Source organism: Solwaraspora sp. WMMD792 (genome assembly GCF_029626105.1).
Taxonomy (GTDB): domain Bacteria; phylum Actinomycetota; class Actinomycetes; order Mycobacteriales; family Micromonosporaceae; genus Micromonospora_E.
The window spans coordinates 4598368-4613533 of the sequence record NZ_JARUBH010000009.1 but is presented as its reverse complement, the minus strand read 5'-3'; the positions used below and the strand labels follow the sequence as shown (position 1 = coordinate 4613533).

The 15166-nt window shown below is 70.6% G+C and carries 16 protein-coding genes; 5 read left to right on the top strand and 11 right to left on the bottom strand.

Features of this window, described 5'->3' with window-relative positions; translation table 11 throughout:
* Positions 1-10: 10 nt before the first annotated feature.
* From O7629_RS21495 to O7629_RS21470, 6 genes are all read right to left on the bottom strand, one after another.
* A complete protein-coding gene (locus O7629_RS21495) occupies positions 11-859 on the bottom strand; it encodes an ABC transporter permease (protein ID WP_278171313.1) in 849 nt (282 codons plus the stop codon).
* Positions 856-1842, bottom strand: a complete 987-nt coding sequence (locus tag O7629_RS21490) for an ABC transporter ATP-binding protein (protein WP_278171312.1) — start codon at positions 1840-1842, stop codon at positions 856-858. The genes O7629_RS21495 and O7629_RS21490 overlap by 4 nt, the downstream gene beginning before the upstream one ends.
* Complete coding sequence (locus O7629_RS21485) at positions 1839-2945, bottom strand: hypothetical protein (protein ID WP_278171311.1); 1107 nt, start codon at positions 2943-2945, stop codon at positions 1839-1841. Before O7629_RS21485 ends, O7629_RS21490 begins: the two co-directional genes overlap by 4 nt.
* Positions 2945-3448, bottom strand: a complete 504-nt coding sequence (locus O7629_RS21480) for a sigma-70 family RNA polymerase sigma factor (protein ID WP_278171310.1) — start codon at positions 3446-3448, stop codon at positions 2945-2947. The genes O7629_RS21485 and O7629_RS21480 overlap by 1 nt, the downstream gene beginning before the upstream one ends.
* 97 nt (positions 3449-3545) lie before the next feature.
* Positions 3546-3899, bottom strand: coding sequence for a nitroreductase/quinone reductase family protein (locus tag O7629_RS21475; protein WP_278171309.1), 354 nt, complete (start codon positions 3897-3899; stop codon positions 3546-3548).
* 87 nt (positions 3900-3986) lie between these two features.
* Entirely contained in the window at positions 3987-4967 is a 981-nt protein-coding gene (locus O7629_RS21470) for a hypothetical protein (RefSeq protein WP_278171308.1), read from the bottom strand.
* A gap of 371 nt (positions 4968-5338) precedes the next feature.
* Here O7629_RS21470 and O7629_RS21465 point away from each other — a divergent pair, with 371 nt between their 5' ends.
* Positions 5339-6388, top strand: a complete 1050-nt coding sequence (locus O7629_RS21465) for a hypothetical protein (RefSeq protein WP_278171306.1) — start codon at positions 5339-5341, stop codon at positions 6386-6388.
* 77 nt (positions 6389-6465) lie between these two features.
* Here O7629_RS21465 and O7629_RS21460 read toward each other — a convergent pair whose 3' ends face one another.
* Positions 6466-7080, bottom strand: coding sequence for a hypothetical protein (locus O7629_RS21460; RefSeq protein WP_278171305.1), 615 nt, complete (start codon positions 7078-7080; stop codon positions 6466-6468).
* 111 nt (positions 7081-7191) lie between these two features.
* Positions 7192-7680, bottom strand: coding sequence for a hypothetical protein (locus O7629_RS21455; RefSeq protein WP_278171304.1), 489 nt, complete (start codon positions 7678-7680; stop codon positions 7192-7194).
* A gap of 83 nt (positions 7681-7763) precedes the next feature.
* On the opposite strand from O7629_RS21455, the gene O7629_RS21450 reads away from it, so the two are divergent.
* From O7629_RS21450 to O7629_RS21440, 3 genes are all read left to right on the top strand, one after another.
* A complete protein-coding gene (locus O7629_RS21450; RefSeq protein WP_278171303.1) occupies positions 7764-8501 on the top strand; it encodes a hypothetical protein in 738 nt (245 codons plus the stop codon).
* 33 nt (positions 8502-8534) lie between these two features.
* The gene (locus O7629_RS21445; protein WP_278171302.1) at positions 8535-9350 is read left to right on the top strand and encodes a hypothetical protein; all 816 of its coding nucleotides are present in this window, start codon (positions 8535-8537) and stop codon (positions 9348-9350) included.
* Positions 9351-9472: 122 nt separating this feature from the next.
* The gene (locus tag O7629_RS21440; protein ID WP_278171301.1) at positions 9473-10408 is read left to right on the top strand and encodes an alpha/beta fold hydrolase; all 936 of its coding nucleotides are present in this window, start codon (positions 9473-9475) and stop codon (positions 10406-10408) included.
* 80 nt (positions 10409-10488) lie between these two features.
* Here the strand turns inward: O7629_RS21440 and O7629_RS21435 are convergent, their stop codons facing one another.
* Positions 10489-11322 (bottom strand): redoxin domain-containing protein, encoded by an 834-nt coding sequence (locus O7629_RS21435; protein ID WP_278171300.1) that lies wholly within the window; start codon positions 11320-11322, stop codon positions 10489-10491.
* Positions 11323-11416: 94 nt separating this feature from the next.
* Positions 11417-12010 carry a TetR/AcrR family transcriptional regulator gene (locus tag O7629_RS21430; RefSeq protein WP_278171298.1) on the bottom strand — a complete coding sequence of 198 codons (594 nt, stop codon included), beginning with the start codon at positions 12008-12010 and terminating at the stop codon, positions 11417-11419.
* 254 nt (positions 12011-12264) lie between these two features.
* On the opposite strand from O7629_RS21430, the gene O7629_RS21425 reads away from it, so the two are divergent.
* Positions 12265-12864, top strand: coding sequence for a TIGR03086 family metal-binding protein (locus tag O7629_RS21425; RefSeq protein ID WP_278171296.1), 600 nt, complete (start codon positions 12265-12267; stop codon positions 12862-12864).
* Positions 12865-13036: 172 nt separating this feature from the next.
* Here O7629_RS21425 and O7629_RS21420 read toward each other — a convergent pair whose 3' ends face one another.
* On the bottom strand, positions 13037-15115 hold the full coding sequence (locus tag O7629_RS21420) for an alpha-glucuronidase (RefSeq protein ID WP_278171294.1): 2079 nt from the start codon (positions 15113-15115) through the stop codon (positions 13037-13039).
* Positions 15116-15166: the final 51 nt, after the last annotated feature.

Here is a 15166-nt window from a genome sequence, read left to right as displayed (position 1 = left end):
GCATCAGCCGTCATTGATCCCGCCGCTGGAACACCACCACGGCAAGGCCGAGGACCAGCGCGATCCACAGGCCCACCCAGGCAAGGTAGGTGGTCGTCGGAGCCGCCGCGCTCAGAAACGGGTGGCCCTCGAATGCTGGCCCGAACTGCGTCAGCAGGGTGGAGTCCTGAAAGGCGTTCATCGCCCCGCGCCACAGGCCGTCGGTCGGCAGCAGCATCTGTGACACGGCACCGACCCGAGCCACGCCCTCATTGTCGAAGGCCTCGCCGACCCCGCCGATCACGCCCGCGACCCACCCGGCACCGAACAGCCCGACCGCGACGATGCCCGACGCCATCGGCGAGACGGCAGTGGACAACAGCAGGCCGAGGGTGAGCAGCACGATGGCCTGGGCGGCGAGCAACGCCAGCCCGGCCAGCGGCCGGGGCGGCCAGTAGCCCACCGTGACCCAGACGATGAACAGCTGAGCGGATCCGGCGGCCGCCACGAAACCACTGCCGAATGCCACCAACCCGAGCCACTTGCCGACCAGTACCGCCGAGCGGCGTACCGGCCGGGCCAGGACGGCCAGCGCCATCCCGGATTCGGTCTCGCCGGCGAGGGTAGGGCCGGCGAGGAACGCCGTACCGAGCGCGGCGATCAGGCTCAGGCCGAACATCACCAGGTTGAGCACCATGGCTGCGGCCAACCGGGACTCACCGCTGGTCAGTCCGCCGAATGTGGCGTCGATCCGGGTGAAACCCCAGGCACTCAGCCCGAGGAGCACCGCCGTCAGCACGGCCAGCGAGCGCAGCACCCGCCGCCGGGCGGCCTCTCGGAGGGTGAGCGCGGCGACGACGAATACGGTCCGGAGCGTCAATGTTGGTCCTTCTCGCCCGATTCGGTACGGAGGATGGCCAGCAACCGTTCCTCCAAGCTGATCCGTGTCTGCTCCACAGCGTGCACCCGCACCCCGAGACCGACCAGGTCGGCGACCAGGTCGGGCACCGTACCGTCGTCGACCTCGGCTGGCGTGGCGGACAGCGTCACGGTGAACTCGTCGCCGCTGCGGGTCAGCCGGCCGGCCTCCGCCAGCCGGGCCTGCGCCTGCGGGCCGACCTCGGTCAGCCGCAGCCGCAGCTCCCGCTGGCCGAGCAGCTCGGCGAGAGTGCCGGCGGCGGCGACCTGACCCTTGTCGAGGATGACGACCCGGTCGCAGACCCGCTCCACCTCGCCGATGAGATGCGAGTTGAGCAGGACGGCGACCCCACGGGTCCGGAGCGCCAGCAACAGGTCCCGTACGTCGGCCCTACCGACCGGATCGAGGGCACTCGTCGGCTCGTCCAGCACGATCAGTTCCGGGCGGGCCACCAGAGCGACCGCCAGCCCGAGTCGCTGCTGCATGCCCTTCGAGAAGCCGCCGACCCGGTCGTCGGCTCGATCGGCGAGACCGACCATGGCCAGGCAAGCCCGCCGCTCGCTGGCCGGCACCTTCTCGCCGGCGAGGCGTACGTGCAGGTCCAGCACCTCGGCGGCGGTGAGCCACGGCTGATAGCGGAAGAGTTCCGGCAGGTAGCCGACGCGTGCCCGGGATCGATGGTCCTGCGCCGGCCGTCCCAGCAGCATCACCTCACCGGCGTCGGGCCGGACCAGGCCCAGCAGCATCTTGATGACGGTGGTCTTGCCGGCACCGTTTGGACCTAACAGACCGACAACTTCGCCGCGGTCGACGGTGAAGGACACCCCGGTTACGACGGTTCGCCGTCGGTACCGCTTGCCTAGGCCGGAGCACCACACCGCTGGCGCCGGTGGCAGTTCGGCGAGCAGTTGCCGGGCGGCGTCCAGCGATGGCGTATCAGTCACCGTCGCCACCGTAGATTCCGGGCCACCGACAGCACCTCGTCGCTGCTCAGCGAGCCGGCCACGGCGTTGACGGCGCCGTCGTCCACCCAGACGACGCCGGCCATCGTGCCGGCCCGGGAGGCGAAGACGGTGGCCGGCATTCCGTTGACGTCGGCGGTGGAGCTGGTCAGCTTCTCGGCCGACATGAACAATGGCAACGTCGTCCCGTCGGCGGAGAATCCGCGCAACTGAGTCGCGACGTTTTCCGGCAGGATCGGCAGCGAGAGCAGATAGTCCCGGGCCGCGTCGAACGGTACGCCCGAGGATTGCGCGGTGGGGGCGCCGGCACGGGCCACGACCAACGCCGGCACGGGCCGGTCCTGCGACCAGAACGCCGCGAACCCGGGGCCGGCGACCAGCCGGAACTGGCTGCCGTCCAGTCCTGGTGGCGGTGGCGGCACCGTCTCGCCCGCCGCCGCTGCGGTCCGTGCGGTCTGCTCCGCCGAGAAGGTGAAAACCGCGCTCACCCGGCCGCTGACGTGATATTGGGGCTCACCCGTGACACCACGGGGCAGCTCGCTCACCTGCGGGACGGAGAGTCCGGTTGCCTGCGCCGCGGCGGCCGCGTCGGCGACCGGGCGAACGTCGATCGGCTCGGTCACCACCAGCTCCCCGAAGTCCGACAGGTCGGGCATGCTGATCAGGTCGGCCTGGGGCGCGGTGACCGGGGCGATCCGCTCGGTGTGGAAGATCTGCAGCCAGTTCGTGGCGGCAGCGGTGCCGGCGCCGGCCAGCAGGGCGACCACCCCGGCCACAGCGACGATCGGGCTGCGCCACGCCCTCCACCGCCCGTCCGGCCGCCGCCGAGCGCCGGAGCCGGCCGACGACACCGCCCGTCGGGTTCGCTCAGCGGTGACCGCGTGTGACAGCCGTTGCCAGCCCGCGTCCACGTCGGCGGCGGTCTCGATTTGCAGGGCTGCACCGGCGACTGCCGCATCCTGCTGCGTGGCGGCGAGGCGGGACAGGCATCCGGGACAGCCGGCCACGTGCGCCCGGTCGCCGTCGGCGACACCTACCGGTTCGTCCAGCAGCCGGCGAAGCGTGCCGTCAGTTGGATGAGGCATCAGGATTCCAACTCCTCACGTAGGGCGGTCTCGGCACGACGTATCGTGGTGCCGACGCTGCCAGGGGAAAGACCGAGAGCTGCGGCGACCTCGGCGTAGCTGAGTCCGCTGTGCCGGAGCACGAGGGCGACGGCCTGCCTGCGGGGTAACCGCGCCAGCGCGGCCCGTACCCGGCGGCGGTCCTCGGAGGCCACCACCGTGTCAGCGACGTCCGGGGCCACCAGGCCGTCGACCCCGGCGGCCTCCTCGCGGTCAGCGCGCCGCCGGCCGGCACGGATGTGGTTCAGCGCGGTGTGCGCGGCCGCGACGGACAACCACCCGGCCGCTGCCCCGGCCGGCACCGAGGACCGGCCGAAGGCCAGGAACACCTCCTGTGCGACGTCCTCAGCTTCGTTCTGGCAGCCGAGAACCTTGGCGGCCACCGCGACGACCCGTGGGTAACTGGCGCGGAAGACCTGTTCGAGGTCGGGTCGGACCGCACCCGGTGCCGGAGGTTTCGGCACGGTCGCGGTGTCCCTCTGCTCGGCTTGCCTGCTCACATCTGCTAAGCACCGCCGCCACACAGTTTGTGACGCCCGCCCGTCGGGAGCCGCCCGTCGGTCAGGAGCCCAGTTCGACGGTCACCGTGACCCGGCCACGGTCGTCGCGGTGGGCGACGGCGTGACCGGACCGGTCGACCCCGTCCAGGTGCAGCGAGATCGGCCCGCCGGCACCGGTGAAGTTGTGCCACCACTTCTTGGCGTCCGGCATCTTGACGGCGATCGTGACGGTGCCGCCGGTACGGCGGTAGCCGACCGGGGTGCTGAAGGTGCGCCCGGATCGGCGTCCGGTGTAGGTGACCACCGTGAGGTGCCGGCGGACCAGCCGCCCCCATCGCGGCGACGAACGCAGCGCCACGGCACAGGCGTTTACTCGGCCGACGAGTCGCTGCGGCAACGGCCCTCGATAGCCCACCTGGCCTCCATCACTCGACGATCCCCACCGGAAGGTAGCAGGACCAGGCGACAGCCGCGCCGAGGTTGCCCCGCCGGGCGACCGCCCTCACTGCATCACGGTGGCCGGCGGATGCGTCGGTGCGGTCGGGCAGGCGAAGACGTGCAGGGCGTAACCCCGACCGATGAGTACATCAACCGGGTTGCCATCCGGATCGTCGGCGGACCGCCAGCGGGCGCTGCCGTTCTGTTCGCCCGAGCTCGCGGTGAGCAGCAACGTCATGGCCGCCCCGCACTCGGTGCAGTCGACCGGGTGCCAGTCGGAGAGTGACCAGTTGGCAAAACCGCCGATCTTCCAGCCAGGTGCGAGCGACAAATCTGTCTGATAACTGTGCCCGGACTGCTTTTCCCAGGCGTACAGTCGCTTCTTGAGATTCTCTGGCAGAAGTCCGACGTACTGGTACTCGCGGACCTGTTCCGGGCGCACCAGGCACGGCGTCGGCAGGTAGTTCTCGTTGACCACCACTGGGTCCGGCGCCGTTGCCAGCTGCTCGCCGAGGTCGGCGGTCCGCCGCCAGCGGAGCTCCACCCACGGGCTGTACCCGTTGTCGGGGTGGTCCAGCGGGCACCACAGCACCTGCAGCAGGTCCGCGTCCGGTGGGCCGGTGAGGTCCGCGACATCGTGCCGGTACACCTGGGCCACCGGTACCAGCGCGATCGGCGTCTTCGCCAACGACACCGGCTCGGTGTAGTCGAACTCCGGCACGTCGGCATCCTCCGCGTCGGTCAGCCGGTAAGGCAGGCCGGTGGCTGCCGCGCGGGCGGTCGCCGCCGCATAGACCCGGCGCATCCGGCGTACCGTCTCCGGGGTCAGCAGCCGATCGACGTAGTGCTCCCGGCCGGTGCAGTACGGCCAGGACTCGTCGGCCGGCCAGCGCAGCGGACCGCCGATCGAGCTGTCGAGCGGGCCCGGCTGCCCGGGGCGGGGGTGCAGCCGGGTGGCGGTGGCCGCGTACTCCCTCAGCTCGGGGAACAGCTCTTCGATGTCGGCCAGCGGTGACCCGGCCGCAGGATCCGACGGTCGCGCCAACTCGTCCTCCAGTTGCTGGTTGCGCGGGATGCTGTCGGTCGCGCGGATGCCGCGCGGATCAGGCCACCCTACCGGCGGTGCCGGCGGCCCGGCCCGTCGCCCGGATCGGGACAGTACGCCGCAGTTCTGGACGGCGAGTGGCGCGTTTCCGATCGCGGTGTGACAGATTTCTTCGCTCGGCGAGCAGGAACATGATTGTTTCCAGTGGTCGCCGGCGCGGTCGTAAATGAGAATGTTTTGTCACGTTCGCATCGGTGGGTGTATCCGGACTGTCTCAACATTGACATATCGCTATTGATCTTGTTGGTTCGTCGACTCTTATTCGAGAAGCTGCGGTAACCGGCCGCAATGTATACGGAGGAATCATGTACGTGAGGAAGAGAACGCTCGCCAGCGCCGTCGCGGCGGCAGCCGTCGCGCTGGCCACGCTCGGCACCAGTGCGGCGCACGCCGCGCCGGAGGGCGGCAAGGAGTCCACCGGCTCAGCCGTCGCCCGGCTCGACGACCGGCTGGCACCGGACCGGACCGCCCGCGCCACGGTCGCCGCCTCCGCTGCGGCGACGGCGACGTTGGAGACGATCCAACGCCGGATCGCCGACTACGTCGCCACCCACGGCACCAAGTACACGTTCGGCAGCTACCTCGACGCCACCACCGGCAGGATCGTCGTCGACACCGACGCACCCGCCGACCTGGTGGCCACCCTGATCAAGCCGGCCGGCACCACGGCGGCGCACCTGCGGGCGGCCAGCGAGGTACAGGTGGGCCGGTCCACCATCAGCGACTTCTGGCACCGCCGGGACGACATCCAGCCGTACTGGGGCGGCGGCGGCATCACTCAGACCGCCGGGGTCGCCTGGTGCTCGGCCGGGTACGCGGTGCAGAACGGCGCCGGCACCCGGTTCTCGGTCACCGCCGGGCACTGCTTCGCCAACGGCGTCAACGTGCTCACCGAGTCGGGTGCCAACCCGTACGGCGTGGTGTCGAACCGGCGGCTGCCCACGGTGAGCGGCCACGCCCAGGACATGGAGCTGGTTGGCGGCCGGTCCTACTCGGGTCGGATCTTCACCGGTGGGGTTACCAGCACCTCCAGCGTCCCGGTGGTGGCGGCCGGCACCGCGTACGTCGGCTTCACCGACTACTGCCACAGCGGCCGTACCACCGGTGAGCACTGCGGGCACACCGCGACCAGCATCACCGGCCAGGTGTGCACCTCGACCGGCTGCAAGTCGCCGGTCATCGTCTTCAACGGCGGCACCCAGCCGGCGGGCGGCGACTCCGGCAGCCCGTTCTACGTGAAGGACTCCTCGGGCCGCGCCTGGATCCGGGGCAACGTGATTGCCGGCAACGGCGTCACCAGCTACGCGGAGCGCTACATCGACGTCGCTGCCGCGTACGGCATCAGCATCGTCACTGGCTGACTCCGTACCGACCGCTGAAGGGCCGGGGACCATCCAGCGGTCCCCGGCCCAGCCTCGTCCGGCCCTCGGTCGCGTCCTCAGGTGACCTGCAGTGGCCACGGGCCACCGAAGGACACCAGCCGGTCCGTGCCGTCGTCCGGGAAGATGACCACCCGCGCGTACAGCTCGTAGTCACCAGCCGGAACCGGTCCGCCGGCCGGGTCGCAGGAAACCAGCGGTACGTCGCCGGGCAACTGCTCGACGTCGCCGGCCGCCAGATCCCACTGGACACCGATCAGGTCCTGCGCCGCCGGCACCGCCGCCACCCTGCCCTGCCGGACCAGGAACACCTCGGCCCGGGGGCTGACCACGCCACGGACGGCGCGTCGACTGGTCACCTCGACGGTGCCGGTGACGGCGCGGTCGGTGCCGGACGCCGTCGACGGGAACCGCCCATCGACGGTCAGCACGTCGTCGCCCGGCGTCTCGAACGGTTGCCCGCAGCCGAGCGGGTCGGTGCTGGCGGTCGGAGCAGGATTGATGGTCGCCCCCTCCTCGGGAACCGGTCCGGAGCTGGCAGCTTCGACCGGACCGGGAGACCCATCCGTGCCGGGTGAGCTACCTGCGCCGGGGCCCGCGCAGCCAGCGGCGGCGAGCGCCACGACGAGCGGGAGAAGAGCGAGCCTTCCCGGGTACCTCCGATGGTGCTGCATGGCCACCTCCTTGGCGAGGGGCGTCGGATCAGATAGCGATTGGACGCGTACGCAGCGACTTCGGTTCCCTGGCCAGCGGCCGTAGCCCAGCTGCCGCGTAGCCTCAGCCGGTCAGGACGATCCCGACAGCGCGCCGATGAGCCCGAAGCCGCCGCAGCACAGCACCCCGACCACGACGAGCGCGATCAACGCGATCAGATAGTTCGACCACATCCCGAACTTCGTCACGTCGGTGCCGTACCCGTCGTGGACGCGGTTGCGCCAGCCGCCGAATCGGAACGACAGCGGATGCGCCGCGCCGGGGTGTGCGACGACCGTTGTGGTGATCACCGGCACTCCCATGAAGTCGGTGTACCGGACGTCGTGCTGCCCGGCCGGCACCGCCACGTACCAGGTGCCTTCCCGGGGGATCGGGACATCGCGGCCGTCGACCTTGAACCTGCCCGCCGCCGTCGCCGGCACCAGGTACGGTCCCCGGTTGACCGAGACGACCAGCACGGCGCAGCCCGGTGGCGGTGCGATCGGCTGCGGGTAGGCGACCAGGAGAGACACGGCACCGGGCATCGGCGGGTAGCCGGGATGGTGAGGGGGGTACGACATCGCCACATCCTGGCATGCGCTGTTGCATCGATGCGTCACTGTGGGCGCAGAGCGGTCACCGGTGTGAAGGTGGGTCGGCGCCAATGGTCCATGCAGCCGAAGAAGCGGTATCGGGGTGGGCGGCGCTCGGGTGGGTCGTCGCGATCGCCGCCGGTGGTGGTCTCCTGGTGTTGGGGCTGATCTGGCTGCTCGTACGCGGCGAGCAGTCGCGCGACGCCCAGCTCGTCCAGCAGCTGCGGGCCGATCTGCTACCGGAGGCCGCCCGGACCGGATGGGTCGAGTCCGAGCCCGCTCCGGAGCTGACCCGGTGGGGCCTCGGCACGGTCGTGCCGGACGAGAAGCGCTGCTGTTCGCTCGCCAGCCAGCAGGCGGGTCAACCGGTAGCCCTGGTCTGGTGCGTGCACGACGACAACGACGGGACGACACGTTACACGGTGCTGCTCGTCGGGCTGGCCGTCCCGGTGCCGGCCATGGAGATCCGCCGCCGGTTCAAGATTCTCTCCCTGCCCCGGTCCAGGCCGACCGGTCAGGAGACCGACGAGGACGCTCGGTTCGAGCGGACCTTCAAGATCGTGTCGTACGCCGATCCCGATGCCCTCCGTCGGCTGTCGACCGGCCCGGTGCGTCGCGCCCTGCATCGACTGCACGAGTTGGGCGGGCTGGACCATGAGCCGATCCGGTTGGAAGGCCGGGCGATGCGCGTCGTCCTGTACGGCTGGCCACGGCTACCGGCGATCAGCGAACGACTGACCGCCACCATCGAACTCGCCGCCGCGCTGTCGACGGCCGGCACCGACGACCCGGCGCCGGCAGGTACCTGACCGGCGGATGTTCGAGTCAACGGAGCGGTGCCTGTGGAGATAATCGTCCTGGCCGTCCTCGCGGCCAGCGTGGCGACGATAATGGTGTCCTTCTATCTGGGTGACCGGATACTGACGCTGCGCAGGCCGGCGGAGCTCGTCTCCGGTACGCCGAGGCTGACCGCTGAGGGCAACGCGTCGACGGTGGCGACGGTGGCGGCGGGGCGGGTGGCCGTGGTCGGGCGTACGGTCGCCGGGCCCGGCGGGCTGGTGCAGGCTCCTTTGTCGGGCATCGACTGCGTCTGGTACCGGATCGTCGTCACCCGGCAGGACACCGTCGGCTCCAACGAGGGCGTCGGCTCGGTCGAGCTCTACACCACGTCGGGTGGAACCGAGTCGATCCCGGTGGCCGACGAGCCGCAAGGTCTGCTGCTCCACGTCACGGCGGAGCTGGCTGGGCAGGCGTTGGCGCCGTGGGCCGGTTCGTTGTTCGAGGTCAGCGTGACGGAGCACACCGCGCGGACCCGCTCCGACCCGGTACCGCCGGCTCCTTGGCTGGCCGAGCTGCAACGGTCCGGCGCAATCGGTCCGGAGCAGTTGCGACCCGGGCGCGACACCCGGGGTTTCATGGTCACCGAGTACGTCGTCCGGGCCGATCGACCCGTACTCGCCATCGGTCGGCCCCGACCGTACGGCGACACGGTGGCGCTCGAACCGGTCCGGGGTGGCAGCGGCGCGACGACCGCGACCGCCGAGCAGATCCGCGCGCACGTCGCACGGGCGATCGTGCTGCCCCAGCGACTCTGGCTGCCGCTGCTGCTCCTCGGCACTGTCCTGCTCGTCGTCGGCTTCTGCCTGGTAAGTGCCTAGACGAGCCAGACCAGAGCGGCCCATGGTTCCCTATCCTTCCTTATCTTGTTGTTCGATTGGGAAGCATAGGGTAGCTTGGCGCACATGGTGTTGCTAAATGTTGGTCCTCGCCGAGGTCGGCGATGAGCCCGATCTACCAGTCCGAGGACGCGCGCCGCGCGGTCGAGCAGCGGTACCGGGCGTTTCTGCGGCGCTGGCCGGTGCCGGCGACGGAGTCGACGGTCCCCACCCGGCACGGCGATACGTTCGTCATCGTGAGCGGTCCCCGGGACGCCCCGCCGGTCGTCGCGCTGCACGGCGGCAGCTTCAACTCGGCGGCGTGGACCGGTGACGTCGCGACCTGGGCGCAGACCCACCGGGTGTACGCCGTCGACGTCATCGGCGAACCCGGACTCAGCGCACCGTCGCGACCCCCGCTCACCTCCGGTAGCTACGCCGATTGGCTCGACGACGTGCTGGCCGCGTTCGACATCGGCCAGGCGGCGTTCGTCGGCGCCTCGTTGGGCGGGTGGCTGGCGCTCGACTACGCGCAGCGTCGACCGGGGCGGATCACCCGGCTCGCGTTGCTCGTGCCGGGCGGCATCGGTCGGCAGAGGTACGGCGCGATCATCGGGTCGCTCTTCCTCCTGCCGTTCGGCGAGTGGGGCCGGCGCGCGGCCGTCCGACTCGTGCTCGGCCCGTCCCCGGCGACGTCCGATGTCACGGCGACGTCCGATGTCACGCAGACGTCCGATGTCACGCAGACGTCCGAGTCGGCGGAGCTGGCCGACTTCCTGCTGCTCATCCAGCGGAGCTGCCGGTCGCGACGCAACCGGCTACCGATCTTCAGCGATGATGGACTGCGCCGTCTCGCCGTCCCGGTGCTGGTCGTCGCCGGAGCGAAGGACCGGCTGCTGGACTCCCGGCAGACCGCCCGCCGGGTGCGCCGACTGCTGCCGCATGCTGCCGTCGTCCTGCTGCCCGGCACCGGGCACATCCCCATCGGGTACACCGGATTCGTCCAGCGGTTCCTGACCGGCGAGGATGCCCGCGTCCCGGACCATCCAGCCGGAGCGTGACTGGCCATCGGGTGCCCGCCGCCGGACACGACGGCGGGCACCCGATGGCGGGCGGCGGACACGACGGCGGGCGGCGGCGTTCACCGCAGCAGCAGACCTCCGACGACTGCGACGATGATCAGCAGCAGCCCCGCTGCAGCTGGGCCGCGGTGGTCGGCGGGGAGGCCACGGAACAGCCGCGACAGTCGACCGAGCACCGCCAGCGGTGCCGCCGCGCGCCAGACGTCGCGTTCGACGCCGCGTCCGGCGAAGGCCACCACGCCAGGCAGGTGGCCGACCGCCCGCAGCAACGGTCGCACCATCGCCCTGCTGGCACCCCGTACGGGCGGTTGGCCGGCGAGTGCCCGGGTCAGTGCGGACCGCAACCCGCGCTCGTCGTTGGCCCAGTGTGCCCGGTAGACGATGACGCCGGTAGGGCTCAGCAGATAGGCCGAGTTGGGTTTCGGGGTCATGGCCCGGTGCAGGTCGCCGTCGATGTCGTCGACCGCGACCTCGAAGGTGAACCCGTGGTGGGTACGCAGTTCCTGAGCGTGTGCCCACTTCTCCGGCGTGGTCCGTGGCTGGGTGAACACGTCGCCGGGATGTGCTTCGCGGGTGTTGACCAGCACGAACCGTACCTGTCCGGCGAATTCGGCGTGCAGGGCGCGCAGGATCGGGGCGGCGCTCTCGGTGACCGGGCAGGTGCGTGACCCGAAGATCATCAGCACCGGCAGTGGCCCCAGGTCGTCACTGCGAAACCGCCCACCATCCAGGGTGGGCAGATCGAAGGCCGGCACCGGGTCGCCGGCGCCGGGCGCGTCGGCACGGAAGAACATGTCGTCGATGAGCAACGCGGTGGTGAAGCGCTCGAACCGGTACGCGGACTGTGGCGTGGCTGTGGGTCGGCTGCCGGTCGTGGTCGCTGGCCTGTCCATGGTTGGTCCTCCTGGGGCGTCGTGCCGTACGGTAGTTGACCATTCGGTCAACTGAGCGGGTACGCGAAGCCGCACGTCACCGTTGACGTGCGGCTCAGTCGGTCTGGTCGATGAGTGACCGGACGGCGGTACGGGTGGTAGCCACGAGGGCCGGATCGTCGTAGACCTTCGCCAGCAGCGCCATGCCCTGCAGGTAGGCCAGGACGCGCAGGGCCGCCGCCTCCGGGTCGGTGGTCCGGGTCAACTGACCGCGTGCCCGAGCCTCCCGGATGGCGTCGACGAAGTAGCGGGTCCAGGCCCGTAGGACGTTCTGCGAACGGTCGCGGCCCGGCCCCGGCTGGGCGGACAACTCCGTGGTCAGATCACCCAACGGGCAGCCGGGCGTCGCACCCATCTTCTCGCGCATCAGCCCGAGCATTCGGGCGAAGCCGTCGATGAAACGGTCGATGCGGGCGAGTGGCTCGACCTCGGCCTGGAACGCCTCGTCCAGTACGGCCTGCATCATCGTCCAGTTGAGGTCGAGCACCGCCAGGCCGAGCGCCTCCTTCGACGGGAAGAAGTGGTAGAGGCTGCCCCGGTGGACGCCGGCTCCCGCGCAGATGTCCTCAATGCTCACCTCGGCCAGCGAGGTGCCGTGCACGAGGTCGCGTGCCGTGCGCAGCAGGCGCTCCCGGGTGTCTCTCGCCATCGGCTTCCTCATCCTCTTGACTGTCCGGTCAACAGCCTATGGAAACTTGACCGTACGGTCAAGAGAGCGAGGTGTCTGTCTCGCCGAGGTGGCAGCCAGCCCACCCGCAGGGGATGTGACGGGCGGCTGTGCCTCTGGCACGATCGTCGTCGAGTCAATCGTCGTCGAGTCAGCGCTACGACCGAGCGATCTTCGATCCCTTGCGGACGATCTCGGCGCGGTGCCGGTCCAGATCCGCGATGTGGAGGTACCACGTGGCCACCGACTTCGTCACTCGCTACGAACAGGCCAGCCGGTACTTCTGCGACCTCGTCGCGCAGATCGGTGCCGACCAGTGGAGCGCCCCGACGCCGTGCTCCGAGTGGGACGTACGGGCGCTGGTCGACCACGTGGTCCGCGGCAACCTCGCGGTGGTCCCGGTGCTTGACGGCATCGACCTTGCCGAACTCGGCAGGCTCGACATCGCCCGGCCAGACTTCGACGTACTGGGCCATGATCCGCTCACGGCGGTCCGCCGCTCGGTCGACGTCGCGGTCGAGGCGTTCGCCCGCCCCGGGGTGCTCGACACCGTCGTCCATCATCCGGCCGGCGACATGCGGGGCCGGCGGCTGGCCGGGCTGTGTTTCAACGACAACCTGGTGCACGGCTGGGATCTGGCCCAGGCGATCGGCGTCGACGCGGCCCTCGACCCGGTGCTGGTCGAAGCCGCCCACGCGTATCTCGCACCGGTAGCGGGCTCCCTGCCGAGGCGGTACTTCGCGACGGCACCGGAGGTGGGTCCCACCACGGACCGCCAGATCCAACTGCTCGCCCTGCTGGGCCGTGACCCGCGAGCCTGGAAACGGTCGGCATAGCGGTTCGTCGTCCTCATGATCATTTGATGCCCTGCTGGGAGAATCCCGGCGTGTCGCCCAGCAGGGCATCAAATGATCATGGCGCGGGGGAGCTCCGCTGTCCGACTCCGGCGCGCTGCTCGACGGGTGACCGGGCACGGCGGGTGACAGGGCACGACGGGGTGACCGCCGGTCAGTGGATCCGGCGGCCGTGCGCGTCGGGGATACCGGATCTGCGGAAGAAGTAGGTGTTGATCTGGTCGCGCCACTCCCGCGCCGAGCGGACCTGCTCGTCGAGGCGGTCGGCGACCCTGGCGTACAGGGCCGGGTCGAGACCGGCGTCGGCGATGTCCAGCCACCGCTCCCGCATGGCGATCGCCTCGTCGACCCCGGCGAAGTGGGTGTCGTAGATGTGCTGGATGACCGTCGAGCCGCTGTGCAGCAGGTGGTCGTACGGCACGTGGTGGAAGAACAGCAGCAGCTCGTCGGGGCAGTCGGTCAACGACTCGTACACCTCCGACCAGGGCTTCGGGTACTGGCCGGTGTAGCCGGTGCCGGTGGCCCGGGTCCGGTCCACGCCGACGCCGTCGCGGTCGGCGAAGTGGTAGGTGCCCCATCGGGAGTACTCGTACCCGTCAACGGACGGACCGTAGTGGTTGCCGGGGTTGACCATGAAGCCGACACCCAGCGGCGCGGTGTACCGCTCGTAGGTACGCCACGAGCCGTCCATCATCGCGTGCAGCGCCTGCCGCAACCGCCCCGGATCGGCGACGGTGCCGGCCGCGTCGCCGGCGGGGAAGGTCAGGTCGATCCACTCGTCGAGCAGCGCGGTCGGGTCGGCGGTCGGATCCCAGCCGAGCCTGCCGAACGCGTACAGGTTGGCCTGGGCCAGCGGATGCCCGCACCAGAACGGGTCGTCGCCGACGTTCGACACGGCGGCCAGGGTGCCGCCACGCCCGGCGATTGCGGCGACCGACGAGCCCAGGTCACCGCTGACGTCACCGTCGGCTTCCAGGCTGTCGCCGTCGAACCGGAAGCCGAGGACCTCACTCCACAGCGGAGGTAGATAGCAGACGTGCAGCTGGTGCCCGGTGTACTCCTGGGTGACCTGCAGCTCCACGGCCAGCCGGGTGGCTGGCATCGCGCCGATCACCGGCGACACCGGCTCGCGGGGTTGGAAGTCGACCGGCCCGTACTTGACCTGCACGATCGCGTTGTCACGGAACTGGCCGTCGAGCGGGGCGAAATGGTCGTACGCGGCCCGCGCCCGGTCAGTGGTGCGGTCCCGCCAGTCCTGCCGGTGGTTGTAGACGAACGCCCGCCAGTGCACCACCCCGCCGTACGGGGCGAGGGCGTCGGCGAGCAGGTTGGCGCCGTCGGCGTGGCTGCGCCCGTACGCGAACGGGCCGGGCTGGCCCTCTGAGTCGGCCTTCACCACGTACCCGCCGAAGTCGGGCACCCTGGCGTAGACCTGGGCGGTGGTGGCCGCCCACCAGTCGCGTACCGCCTCGTCGAGCGGGTCGGCCGTGGCCAGGCCGCCGAGCACCATCGGCGCGGCGAAGGTCACCGACAGGTGCAACCGGATGCCGTACGGGCGGAAGATGTCGGCGAACGTGGCGACGTCGTCGAGCCGGTCGGTGAGCAGCCGCGCCTCGGTACGCCCCACGTTGACGTTGTTGATGGTGACCGCGTTGACGCCGCTGGCGGCGAGCAACCGGGCGTACGCCCGGACCCGGTCGAGGTCGTCGGTGATCGCGCCGTCCCGCCAGAAGATCGACCCGCCGGAGTAGCCCCGCTCCACCTGCCCCATCACCGGGTGCACGTCGACGTTGTCCCAGTGGTCGAGCATCCGCCGCCGGATCGCCGGCCGGTGCGTCCGCGTCGCCATGTCGTCGCCGAACGCCGACTCGCCGAGCCGGACCACGTGGAACAGCCCGTACAGCAGCCCCGCGGGGGCGTCGGCGGTGACCGTGGTGAGACCGCCGGTCCGGCCGAGGGTGTAGCCCTCCTCGCCGAGGTCGTCGACCGCACCGGCTGTCGCACCGGGACCGGCGGCACCGGTCAATGCCAGCATCAGGTCCGCCTCGCCGTCGACCGACAGCCGGGTCACCGATCCGCCGAACCGGTCGCAGGCCGCCCGCACCTCGGCGTACACGGTGGCGACGGACTTTTCGGTGCCGGAGACCAGAGTGTGCCGCGACCCGATGGCGCGCCACGCCTGGGCGGGCAGCCAGGCCGGATGAACATGGTCTGCCGGTGCAGCAACGGCCACGCGATCCTCCCGAGGTTTCCGACATTGTTTCGGATCCGTAGCCGAATCGCA

Coding starts and splice junctions, on each gene's coding strand:
- O7629_RS21485 (WP_278171311.1), bottom strand. CDS start 2,945: ATGCCTCATCCAACTGACGGCACGCTTCGCCGGCTGCTGGACGAACCG.
- O7629_RS21460 (WP_278171305.1), bottom strand. CDS start 7,080: ATGCAGCACCATCGGAGGTACCCGGGAAGGCTCGCTCTTCTCCCGCTC.
- O7629_RS21455 (WP_278171304.1), bottom strand. CDS start 7,680: ATGTCGTACCCCCCTCACCATCCCGGCTACCCGCCGATGCCCGGTGCC.
- O7629_RS21450 (WP_278171303.1), top strand. CDS start 7,764: ATGGTCCATGCAGCCGAAGAAGCGGTATCGGGGTGGGCGGCGCTCGGG.
- O7629_RS21440 (WP_278171301.1), top strand. CDS start 9,473: ATGAGCCCGATCTACCAGTCCGAGGACGCGCGCCGCGCGGTCGAGCAG.
- O7629_RS21435 (WP_278171300.1), bottom strand. CDS start 11,322: ATGGACAGGCCAGCGACCACGACCGGCAGCCGACCCACAGCCACGCCA.
- O7629_RS21430 (WP_278171298.1), bottom strand. CDS start 12,010: ATGGCGAGAGACACCCGGGAGCGCCTGCTGCGCACGGCACGCGACCTC.